Source organism: Isoptericola jiangsuensis (genome assembly GCF_002563715.1).
Taxonomy (GTDB): Bacteria; Actinomycetota; Actinomycetes; order Actinomycetales; family Cellulomonadaceae; genus Isoptericola; species Isoptericola jiangsuensis.
Genome location: NZ_PDJJ01000001.1, coordinates 2,894,322 through 2,905,758 on the forward strand (window position 1 = coordinate 2,894,322; position 11,437 = coordinate 2,905,758).

Sequence of the window (11,437 nt, forward strand, 5' to 3'; positions counted from 1 at the left end):
GTGACACAGCCCCAGCCGACCCCGTACCGCCCGATCGGCCGCATCCCCGTGCTCGAGGTCTCCCCCGTCGTCGAGGGCGGGCGCTGGCCCGCGAAGGCGACGCCGGGCGAGGTCGTCCCCGTCGAGGCCACCGTGTTCCGCGAGGGGCACGACGCCGTCAACGCGACCGCCGTGCTGTTCGGCCCGGACGGGCGGGTGCACTCGTGGGCGCCGATGGAGGACGTCGCGCCGGGCCTCGACCGGTTCCGCGGGTTCCTCCAGCCGGACGCGGAGGGCGACTGGTCGTTCCGTGTGGAGGCGTGGTCCGACCCGTACGCGACGTGGGCGCACGACGCGTCGATCAAGATCCCCGCCGGCCAGGACGTCGACCTCATGCTCGCCGAGGGCGCCCGCCTGTTCAAGGAGATCACGACCCACCGGCTGCAGAAGCGGCGCCGCCCGGCCGACGCCGAGCTGCTGACGCGGGTCGCCGCGGAGCTGGCGGACGGCACGCGACCGCCGGAGGCGCGGCTCGCGATGGCCACCCAGCACGCCGTCAAGGACGCGCTGCGCCGCATCCCGCTGCGGCACCGGATGACGCCGAGCGCGACGTACCCGCTGCGGGTGCACCGGAAGCTGGCGCTCACGGGGTCCTGGTACGAGATGTTCCCCCGCTCGGAGGGGGCGACGCAGCGCCGGGACGGCACGTGGCGGTCGGGCACGTTCGTGTCCGCGGCGAAGCGGCTGCCCGCGATCGCGGCGATGGGGTTCGACGTCGTCTACCTCACCCCCATCCACCCGATCGGCACCACGTTCCGCAAGGGCCGCAACAACACCCTCGACGCGCAGCCGGGCGACCCGGGCAGCCCGTACGCCATCGGGGCGCCGGAGGGCGGCCACGACGCGATCCACCCGGACCTCGGCACGGAGCGGGGCTTCAAGGCGTTCGTCGCGGAGGCCCGCGAGCACGGGCTGGAGGTGGCCCTGGACCTGGCGCTGCAGTGCTCGCCGGACCACCCGTGGGTCACCGAGCACCCGGAGTGGTTCACGGTGCGCGCGGACGGCTCGATCGCGTACGCGGAGAACCCGCCGAAGAAGTACCAGGACATCTACCCGCTGAACTTCGACCGCGACCCGCAGGGCATCTACGCCGAGGTGCTGCGGGTGGTGCGGGTGTGGATCGACCGCGGGGTGACGCTCTTCCGCGTCGACAACCCGCACACGAAGCCGCTGGACTTCTGGGAGTGGCTGCTGGCGCAGGTGCACGCCACGAACCCGGAGGTGATCTTCCTGTCGGAGGCGTTCACGAAGCCGGCGATGATGCAGACCCTCGCCCGGATCGGGTTCCACCAGTCGTACACGTACTTCACGTGGCGGAACACGAAGGAGGAGGTCGAGGAGTACCTCGCGGAGGTCGCCGGGGAGCAGGGCGCGGTGATGCGGCCGTCGTTCTGGCCGACGACGCACGACATCCTCCCGCCGTACCTCCAGGCGGGCGGGGTAGCCGGGTTCGCGGTGCGCGCGGTGCTCGCGGCGACGGGCAGCCCCACGTGGGGCATCTACTCGGGCTACGAGCTGGTGGAGAACGTGCCCCGACCCGGCGTCGAGGAGCAGATCGACAACGAGAAGTACGAGTACAAGCCGCGCGACTGGTCGAAGGCGGACGACCTCGGCATCGCGATGCTGCTCGGCCGGCTCAACGAGATCCGGCGGGCCCACCCGGCGCTGCAGCAGCTGCGCAACGTGCACGTCCACACCTCCACGAACGACCAGGTCGTGGTGTTCTCGCGGCGGGTGCGGGCCGAGCACCTGCCGGCGGCGGGGCGGCCGGGTGCCACGCAGGACGACGTCGTGCTGGTGGTGGTCAACCTGGACCCGCACCAGGCGCAGGAGTCCACGCTGCTGCTCGACCTGGGTGCGCTCGGCCTGACCCGGCCGGACGGCGTCGAGGACCAGCCGTTCTTCACGGTCCACGACGAGCTGTCCGGGCAGACCTTCGGGTGGGGCGCGCACCCGTACGTCCGGCTGGACCCGATGCAGCAGGTCGCGCACGTGCTGCGGGTGGTCCCGGCGTGACGGCGTCGACCGGCGGCGTGGAGGTCCCCCGCCCGATCACCCGGCAGATCCCCGTGCAGGCGCTGCCGCCGCGGCGTCAGCCGGAGACGCCGCAGCTGCCGCAGCACGGGCTGACGGACGACCCCGACTGGTACCGCACGGCCGTGTTCTACGAGGTGCTGGTCCGGGCGTTCGGCGACTCCGACGGCAGCGGCAGCGGTGACCTGCAGGGCGTGATCGACCGCCTGGACTACCTGCAGTGGCTGGGCGTGGACTGCCTGTGGCTGCCCCCGTTCTACCCGTCGCCGCTGCGGGACGGCGGGTACGACGTCGCGGACTTCACGGCGGTGGCGGGCCAGTACGGCACGCTGCAGGACTTCTCCCGGCTCGTGGAGGCGGCGCACGAGCGCGGCATCCGCGTGGTGGTGGACCTCGTGATGAACCACACGAGCGACCAGCACCCGTGGTTCCAGGCGTCCCGAGCGGACCCGGAGGGGCCGTACGGCGACTTCTACGTGTGGTCGGACGACGACACCCGCTACCAGGACGCGCGGATCATCTTCGTGGACACGGAGAGCTCGAACTGGACGTTCGACCCGGTGCGCCGCCAGTTCTTCTGGCACCGGTTCTTCTCCCACCAGCCGGACCTCAACTTCGAGAACCCGAAGGTCGCGGAGGCGATGTTCGACGTCGTGCGGTTCTGGCTGCGCCTCGGCGTGGACGGGTTCCGCCTGGACGCGGTGCCCTACCTGTTCGAGGAGGAGGGCACGAACTGCGAGAACCTGCCGCGCACGCACGAGTTCCTGCGGGACGTACGACGCCTCATCGACACGGAGTTCCCGGGCCGCATCATGCTGGCCGAGGCCAACCAGTGGCCGAACGACGTGGTGCACTACTTCGGCACCCAGGCGGAGCCGGAGTGCCACATGTGCTTCCACTTCCCGGTGATGCCGCGCATCTACTACGCGCTGCGCGACCAGCGGGCGAACCAGCTCCTCGAGATCCTCGCCGACACCCCGGCCATCCCCGCGCCGGGCGGGCAGTGGAGCACGTTCCTGCGCAACCACGACGAGCTCACCCTGGAGATGGTGTCCACCGAGGAGCGCGCCGCGATGTACGGCTGGTACGCGCAGGACCCGCGCATGCGCGCGAACGTGGGCATCCGGCGGCGGCTCGCCCCGCTGCTCGACAACGCGCGCAAGGAGATCGAGCTGGCGCACGCCCTGCTGCTGTCCCTGCCGGGCAGCCCGTGCCTGTACTACGGCGACGAGATCGGCATGGGCGACAACATCTGGCTGCCCGACCGCGACGCGGTGCGCACCCCCATGCAGTGGACGCCGGACCGCAACGCCGGGTTCTCCACCGCCGACCCGGGCAAGCTGTACCTGCCGCTCAACCAGTCGCTGGTGCACCACTACCAGCACGTCAACGTCGAGGCGCAGCTCGCGCAGTCGACGTCGCTGCTGCACTGGGTGCACGGCATGCTGGCGGTGCGGCGCCTGCACCCGGCGTTCGGGACGGGCGACTTCACGGCCCGCGGCACCGACGACGACGCCGTGCTGGCGTTCACGCGGCGGGCCGACGAGACCCTGGTGGTCGCGGCGAACCTGTCGACGACGGCGCGCTCGGCGACGATCGACCTGCCCGGCCTGGAGGGCTGGTCGCTCACGGACGTGTTCGGCGGCGGGCGTTTCCCCGTCGTCGGGCAGGACGGCCGTGTGACCCTGTCCTGGGGGTCCCGCGACTTCTACTGGCTCCTCGCGACACCCCCGGACGGCCCCGACGAGAGGTGAGTCATGGTCGACGTCTCCGTGCAGTCCGCCACCCCCGACCCGAGCGTCGGTGACCTGCTGGCGGCCTGGCTGCCCACGCAACGCTGGTACCCGGGCGCCGGGGAGGTGAGTGTCGAGCCGTGGCTGGCGGTGACGTTCGGCCCGGACGGGGAGGTCGACGGCGGCGGCGACGTGGCGACGGGTCCGGCGTCCGACGGCGGGGCCGTCCCCACGGCGGAGCCGCACCTGGTGCTCCTGCTGGTGCGCCTCACGGGGCCGGCGCTGCCGGGCGGCGAGCTGGTGGCACAGGTGCCGCTGGTGCTGTCGGACGTCGAGCACGTCGGCCTGGGGCACATCGGGACGGTGTCGACGGACGCGGGCGACGTGGCCGTGCACGACGGCGGCGCGCACCCGACGGGCTGGGTGACGCTGCTGCACGCGATGGGCGTGCCGGGCGACCTCGACACCCTCACCGAGCGCGCCCGCGTGCTGGCGGGCGAGCAGTCGAACACGTCGGTGATCCTGCCGGCCGTCCCGTCGCCGGGCGGCACGGGCGCGATGCTGAAGATCCTGCGGACGGTGGCGGACGGCCCGCACCCGGACGTCGTGGTGCCGGAGGCGCTGACGGCGGACGGCTGGGACGGCGTGCCCCGGTTCCTGGGCGCGCTGGAGGTCGACGCGGGCGACGCGGAGCCGGTGCACCTGGCGATCCTGTCGGAGCTCGTCCCGAACGCGGAGGACGGGTTCGAGCTGGCCTGCGACCTCGCGAGCCGCGACGAGTCGTTCGCGCCGGACGCCGCCGCGCTGGGCCGGCTGCTCGCCGAGCTGCACCTGCGGTTGGCGCGGGTGCTGCCCGCGGGGCCGCCGCTGGACGCCGCGGCGTTCGTGGCCGGCCTGCGGCGCCGGGCCGAGCGGGCGGTGGCGGAGGCGCCGGACGCCCTGGCCGGGCGCGCCGACGAGATCGTCGCGCTCCTCGACGAGCTCGAGGCGCGCCTGGCGGGCCTGTCCGCCCCCGTGCCGACGCAGCACGTCCACGGCGACCTGCACCTCGGCCAGACCCTCGCCGGGGACGGCACCTGGAAGGTGCTGGACTTCGAGGGCGAGCCGCAGCGGCCCGTCGCGGAACGGACCGCGCCCGACCTTCCGCTGCGCGACGTCGCCGGGATGCTGCGCTCGTTCGACTACGCGGCCGCGGTGGGCGGGGCGCACGAGCCGGAGCGGTGGCGGACGGACGCCGCCGCGGCGTTCCTGGAGGCGTACCGCGCCGCGTCGCCGCTGCCGCCCGGGCTCGACGACGACACGGCCGAGGTCGTGCTGCGCGCGCTCGTCCTGGACAAGGCGCTGTACGAGGTCGTCTACGAGTCACGGCACCGGCCCGCGTGGCTGCCGATCCCGCTGGCGGCCGTGGACCGGGCGCTGGACCCGACCGGCTGACCGACCGACCGCCCGGCCACCGGCGCGACAGGCCGGACCTGCCCGCGCGCCGGTGGCCCGGGCGGCGCTCACACCGCGACGGCCCGCAGCAGCAGCACCCGGTCGGCGAACAGCACGGGCAGCGCGATCCCGACGCGCCCGAGCACGGCGCCGGGCGCCGTGACCCCGCCGTCCTCGACCCAGCCGAGCGGCACGCCCCAGCGGGCGGCGACCCCCTCCAGGGTGGTGACCGGCCCGTCGAGGGTGACGCGGTAGGTGCGCGCCGGGTCGAGCCCGGGCAGCGGCACGGCGGGCGGCGGCCACGTGTCCGACGACGCGGTGCACACCCAGGCGAACAGGGCCTCGGAGCCGTCGCGGGCGACGACGCCGTGCAGCGCGTACGCGGGGTCGGGGACGTCGGCGTGCACGACCCGACCGGAGTGCAGCAGGCCACGACGCCGCTTGTAGTGGTCCACCCAGAGCGCGAGCCGGGTCCGGTCGGCGGGCGGCGCCTCGGTGACGTCCCACTCGATCCCCAGGTGCCCGAACAGCGCCACGGCGCACCGGACGTCGAGCGGCAGCGCACGGTCCGACGTCGGGGCGACCGGCGCGGACACGTGCGCGCCGAGCAGCTCGTACGGGACCAGCAGCGACGTCCAGCGCTGGATCCCGACCCGTTCGTGCGCGTCGGTCGAGTCCGACGCCCAGACCCGGTCGGTGCGCTGCAGGATCTCCAGGTCGACGCGGGCGCCGCCGGACGCGCACGTCTCGACCTCCAGGCCGGGGTGGCGGGCCCGCAGCTCGTCGATCAGCCGGTAGACGGCGAGGGTCTGGGCGTGCGCGGCGGCGCGGCCGTCCGGGGGCAGGCCGCCCTCGCCGAGCTCGCGGTTGTGGTCCCACTTGAGGGAGGCGATCGGGTACTCGGTCACCAGCGCGTCGAGCCGGTCGAGCACGTGGGCGTACGCCCCCGGGTCGGCGAGGTCGAGCACCTGCTGGTGGCGGCCCGGTCCGGGCAGCCGGCCGCCCGCGGCCCGCAGGATCCACTCCGGGTGCGCCCGGGCGACGTCGGAGTCCGGGTTGACCATCTCCGGCTCCACCCACAGCCCGAACTCCATCCCGAGCCCGCGCACGTGGTCGACCAGCGGCCACAGCCCGTGGGGGTACACGTCCGCGGAGACCGTCCAGTCGCCCAGCCCCGCACGGTCGTCGCGGCGGGCCCCGAACCAGCCGTCGTCGAGCACGAACCGCTCGGCCCCCACCTCCGCGGCGGCGTCCGCGAGCGCCGTCAGCCGGGACAGCGAGTGGTCGAACGTGACGGCCTCCCAGGTGTTGACGACGACGGGTCGTGGCGAGGCCGGGTGGCCCGGCCGGGCACGCAGCCAGTCGTGGACCCGACCGCTCGCGGCGTCGAGGCCGTGCCCCCAGGTCGCGTACGTCCACGGCGAGGCGTAGGTCTCGCCGGGCGCGAGCCGCACCTCCCCAGGATCCAGCGCCTCGCCCGCCGCGAGCAGGCGCACCCCGTGGTAGCTGCGCTCGGCGACGAACCGCTGGTTGCCGGACCAGGCGGCGTGCACGCCCCACACCTCGCCGCGCCGGGCACCGAAGCCCTCCTCACCCGCGCACAGCAGGAACGCGGTGTCGAACCCGGGTCGGCCCCGGTGCCCGGTGCGCTCGTGCCGGCCGTGCGCGAACGGCAGCCGCTGGGGGCTGCGCTCGCGGAGCTGGTGGCCGGTGAGGTCGAACAGCTCGGTCGCGCGGGCGGGCACGGGCAGCGCGGGGAGCACGCCGGCGACGTCGTGGACGTCTGCGCCCACGTTCGTGACCTCGGCCCGCAGGCGGACGAGCCCGCTGCGGGCCTGCTCGACGACGAGGTCGAGAGCGAGCCCGGCAGCGTCGTCGTGGGCGCTCACCTCGAGCGCCTGCGACCAGGGCGCCTCACGGTCGGCGACGTGCAGCCCGGTCACCTCGAACCGGGTGGTCGGCGCGCCGCCGGACCGGTGCCCGGTGACGCCCCGGACGCCGGGCCACCCGGTGGACGCCTCGGGCAGCACCGACACCGGCATCGGGCCGTCGACGGGGTAGCCGAACGGCTGCGGGGCGGTCGCCCGCACCAGGGCCGCGAGCGCCGCGTCGTCGTGGTCGCCGAGGTCGGCGCCCCAGTGCACGACGACGGGCAGGCGGGCGTCGTGCACCGCCAGGACGAGGCTGACCCCGCCCGCCCGGAGGTGGACGTGCCGGTCGACCGCCGTCACGCCGGCTCGACGAGCTGGTTGAGGGAGCGCAGGACGTCCGGCGTCACCAGGGCGTCCGGGTTCACGACGGCGCCGACGGGGAGCGTCACGTGCAGGTCGACGCTCTCGCCCGGCAGGAGCGTGACGAGCATGTCGTCCACCACGGCGTCCGGGCATACCTTGTCCACCAGCAGCGTGAGGTCCCGCACGAGGTTCGCCGCGGTGACGCGCACCGTGACACCGCCGTCGGCGGGCAGCACCTCGGTCGCCAGGTGGGGCACGGCCAGGGCCGAGTCGCGCGGCTCGGCAGGGAACCACAGGCCGCGGCTCCCGTCGAGGTCCGCCACCAGCAGCTCCGCGGCGGGGTGCTCGAACCGGGTCGTCACGGCGTCCGGCAGGAGCGTCCGGGTCCCGCGCGCCGGGACCTCCACCGGGAGCCGCAGGGACGTGCGCACCGTCCCGTCGAACCCGAGGCGGCGCACGACGAGCTCGCCGGCCCAGTCCTCGTCGGTGTCGTTCACCAGCACCACGGCGAGCACGTCCGTGTCGTCGCCCACCGGCTCGCCGCCGGCCGCGGACCGCGGCTGCACCGTCACCAGCCGGTCGGCGTGCGCGTGCGCCAGCGCGTGCAGCAGCGGCTTCGCCCGGCCGTCGCCGTCCACCGCCGCCCACGACGTCACCGGCCAGCAGTCGTTGAGCTGCCACACCACCGACCCCTGGCAGCGCGGCGCCCACGACCGCAGGTGCTCGACCGCGACCTGCACGGCCGTCGCCTGGTTCCATGACATCGCCCAGTGCCAGTCGACCATGTCGTCCGGCAGGCGCAGGTGCGCGACCAGCCCGTCGGTGAGCTTGTCGTTGCCGCTCGCCGCCTTCTGGTGGACCTGCATCCCCGGCGACTCCGGCGTCAGCGGGTCGTCCGACACCGCCCGCGTCAACGTCGACCACGTCGGCGGGCCCTGCCAGCCGAACTCCGCCATGAAGCGCGGCACCACGTCGCGGTAGTGCGGCCAGTCCTCCCGGTTCCACACCTCCCAGGAGTGCATGGAGCCGTGCGCCGGGTCGTTCGGGAACAGGTCCGCCCGGATCGGCAGGTCGCCCGACCACGGGCTCGACGGCGTGTACGGCCGCGTGCCGTCCAGCTCCGCCACCACCCGCGGCAGCAGGTCCTCGTAGTAGCCCAGCCCCCATGTGCGCCCGTCGAGACGCTTCACCCAGCCCCACGTGCGGTGGCCCCACACGTTCTCGTTGGAGCCGTTCCACAGCACCAGGCTCGGGTGCGGCGACAGCCGTGCCACGTTGTCCCGCGCCTCCGCCTCCACCTCGGACCACAGCGGCTCGTCCTCGGCGTACGCCGCGCACGCGAACGGGAAGTCCTGCCAGGTCAGCACGCCCCGCTCGTCGCACAGGTCGTAGAAGTCGTCCGACTCGTACACGCCGCCGCCCCACACCCGCAGCAGGTTGACGTTCGCCACGACCGACTGGTCGAGACGGGCCGTCAGGCGCTCGCGGGTGACGCGGGGCAGGAACTCGTCGTCGGGGATCCAGTTGGCGCCCTTGACCCACACGGGCCGGTCGTTCACCACAATCGTGAAGGACGTGCCGTCGTCGTCGGGCCGGGTGTCGAGCCGCACCGACCGGAAGCCGGTCCGACCGTGCCACCGGTCCAGGCCTCCCGCGGCGGCCTGGGTCCCGCCGTCGCCGGCCGCGGACCCGGCGACGAGGGTGACCTCGACGTCGTGGAGCGGCTGGTCGCCGTACCCGCGCGGCCACCACACGGCGACGTCGGGCAGGCGCAGACGCACGACACCGGCGTCGTCGACCAGCGCGCCCGTGGCCTCGTGCGTCATGCCGTGGCCGGTGACGGCCACCCGGACGTGCAGCTCGCCCCGGTCGCCGCCCGGCGCCCGCACGGCGTCCACGTGCACGTCGAGCGTGCCGTCCCATGTGCCGTCGTCGGCGCGCACCACGCCGGGCAGCACCCGCACCCCGGCGAACCGGGCCGTGGTCCACGACTCGAGGCGAACGGGTCTCCACAGGCCGACGGTCGCGGCGTCGATGCCCCAGTCCCAGCCGTAGTTGTACGCGGCCTTGCGCAGCGCGTTGAAGGGGTGGTGGTTGACCTGCGGCCGGTAGCCCAGGGCGAGGCTGCGGGCGTCGGCCTCGCGCACCGGGGAGGCGATCTCCACGACGAGCTCGTTGGCACCCTCACGCAGCAGGTCGGTGACGTCGAACCGGTACCGGCGGTGCATGTTCTCGGTGCGGGCCACCTCGACGCCGTTCAGCCGGACGACGGCGACCGTGTCGATGCCGTCGAACGCGAGGTCGTGACGGTCGGCGCCGTCGGGCGCCCAGTCGAACGCCGTGCGGTACTCCCACGCGCAGTGCCCGACCCACTTCAGCAGCGCCTCGTGGTCGTCGAGGTACGGGTCGGGGATCGCCCCGGCCGCCAGCAGGTCGGTGTGGACCGTGCCCGGGACGGTGGCGGGCACCCCCGCCGCGCTCTCGAGCAGGTCGCGGGAGGACGCCGGGACGGGACCGGCGACGGCGCGCACGGTCCAGCCGCCGTGGATCTCGCGGACCGTCAGCGGTGCGGTGGTGGCGGACGGGGACGTGGTCACGAAGGGCTCCTCGGGTGGTGCGGTCGTGGCGGTCGTAGGGTGGTCGACGGTCGGCAGAAGTCGGCAGCGGGCAGTGCTCGGGCGGTCGGGGCGGTCAGGCGACGACGTCGATGCGGACGCCGCCGCCGGGATGGACCAGCTCGCCCTGCAGGACGAGCGCGGCCGCGCCCACGGCGGCCGCCTCGCCCGCGTGCGACGAGATGACGACGTCGACGTCGTGGTCCCCGCGCGCGAACTGGGCGGTGGCGAGGCGCTGCCGGACGGCGGGCAGGTAGAGCGACCCGGCGACCGCCATCGCCGGGCCCGTCAGCACCAGCCGGTCGACGTCGAGCACCTGGACGAGCGTCTGCGCGGCGATGGCGACGTAGCGGGCGGACCGGCCGAGGAGGTTCGCCGCGAGGGCGTCGCCGCCGAGCGCGGCGCGCGACAGCGCGGCGAACCGCTCCGACAGCCCCCGCCCGGCCCCGTCCAGGTCGAAGCCCGCGGCCTCCGCGGCCGCGACGACCGACCGCGGGCCCGCGAGCGCCTCGACGCACCCGCGCGACCCGCACCAGCACTCCGGACCGTCGGCCTCGACGCACACGTGCCCGATCTCCCCGGCGTTGGAGCTGACGCCGCGCAGCGGCACGCCGTCGATGACGGCGCCCGACCCGATGCCGGTGGCCAGGTAGATCGCGGCGAAGGCACGGCTGCCGCCGGCGCCCCCGCCCCAGTGCTCGCCGACGGCGGCGGCGGTCGCGTCGTTGTCCAGCACGACGGGCAGCCCGGTGGCCTCGCCGAGGCTCGCCCCGAGGGGGAAGTCCCCCCAGGCGTCCATCGCGGGGCGGGTGAGCACGAGCCGGGAGCGTCGTGACAGCGGGCCGGGCGCGACGACGCCGAGGCCGAGGACCTGGTCCCACCGGACGCCGGCGCTCTCCACGAGCCCGCGCAGCGTCGCGGCCATCCGCGCCACGCCCACCTCGGGGGCGCCGACGCCCTGGGCGCGGCGCAGCCGGGCCACGACCGCACCGCCCAGGTCGACCAGGACGTACGTGACGTCCTCGGCGTCGAGGTGCACACCCAGCGCGTACCGGCTGGTCGGCACGAGCTCGAGCAGGACGCGCGGCTTGCCGCCCGTGGACTCCCCCCGGCCCGCCTCGCGGACGAGCCCGTCCTCGATGAGGCGGCGGACGGTCGTCGACACCGTCGCGGCGGTGAGGCCCGTGACCTCGGTGATCTCGACCCGGCTGATCGTGCCCGCCACCCGGATCGCGTCCAGCACGGAGGCGCGGCTCGACGGGGGTGCGCCCAGGCCGGGCACCCGCAGCAGGTCAGTCATCGTCGGTCTCCCGGGTCGTCGTCGCACGAGGCGGGTGCGGGTCGGCGC

The 11,437-nt window shown here is 74.8% G+C and carries 6 protein-coding genes; 3 read left to right on the top strand and 3 right to left on the bottom strand.

From position 1 onward, the window contains the following. The 3 genes from ATJ88_RS13160 to ATJ88_RS13170 are packed head-to-tail and all read left to right on the top strand — an operon-like array spanning nt 1 to nt 5,240. Nucleotides 1-2,055 (top strand): alpha-1,4-glucan--maltose-1-phosphate maltosyltransferase, encoded by a 2,055-nt coding sequence (locus tag ATJ88_RS13160; protein WP_098464218.1) that lies wholly within the window; start codon nt 1-3, stop codon nt 2,053-2,055. Next, nucleotides 2,052-3,827 (top strand): maltose alpha-D-glucosyltransferase, encoded by a 1,776-nt coding sequence (treS, locus tag ATJ88_RS13165; protein ID WP_425432681.1) that lies wholly within the window; start codon nt 2,052-2,054, stop codon nt 3,825-3,827. Before ATJ88_RS13160 ends, treS begins: the two co-directional genes overlap by 4 nt. Nucleotides 3,828-3,830: 3 nt before the next feature. Further along, on the top strand, nt 3,831-5,240 hold the full coding sequence (locus ATJ88_RS13170) for a phosphotransferase (RefSeq protein ID WP_098464219.1): 1,410 nt from the start codon (nt 3,831-3,833) through the stop codon (nt 5,238-5,240). Nucleotides 5,241-5,308: 68 nt separating this feature from the next. Here the strand turns inward: ATJ88_RS13170 and ATJ88_RS13175 are convergent, their stop codons facing one another. The 3 genes from ATJ88_RS13175 to ATJ88_RS13185 all read right to left on the bottom strand — a co-directional run bounded on the left by ATJ88_RS13175 (nt 5,309) and on the right by ATJ88_RS13185 (nt 11,389). After that, nucleotides 5,309-7,471 (bottom strand): alpha-galactosidase, encoded by a 2,163-nt coding sequence (locus tag ATJ88_RS13175; RefSeq protein WP_098464220.1) that lies wholly within the window; start codon nt 7,469-7,471, stop codon nt 5,309-5,311. Then, nucleotides 7,468-10,071: a glycoside hydrolase family 2 protein gene (locus ATJ88_RS13180; RefSeq protein ID WP_245852424.1), complete on the bottom strand. Its 2,604-nt coding sequence runs from the start codon at nt 10,069-10,071 to the stop codon at nt 7,468-7,470. The genes ATJ88_RS13175 and ATJ88_RS13180 overlap by 4 nt, the downstream gene beginning before the upstream one ends. A gap of 94 nt (nt 10,072-10,165) precedes the next feature. Then, complete coding sequence (locus ATJ88_RS13185) at nt 10,166-11,389, bottom strand: ROK family transcriptional regulator (RefSeq protein WP_098464221.1); 1,224 nt, start codon at nt 11,387-11,389, stop codon at nt 10,166-10,168. Nucleotides 11,390-11,437 lie beyond the last annotated feature (48 nt).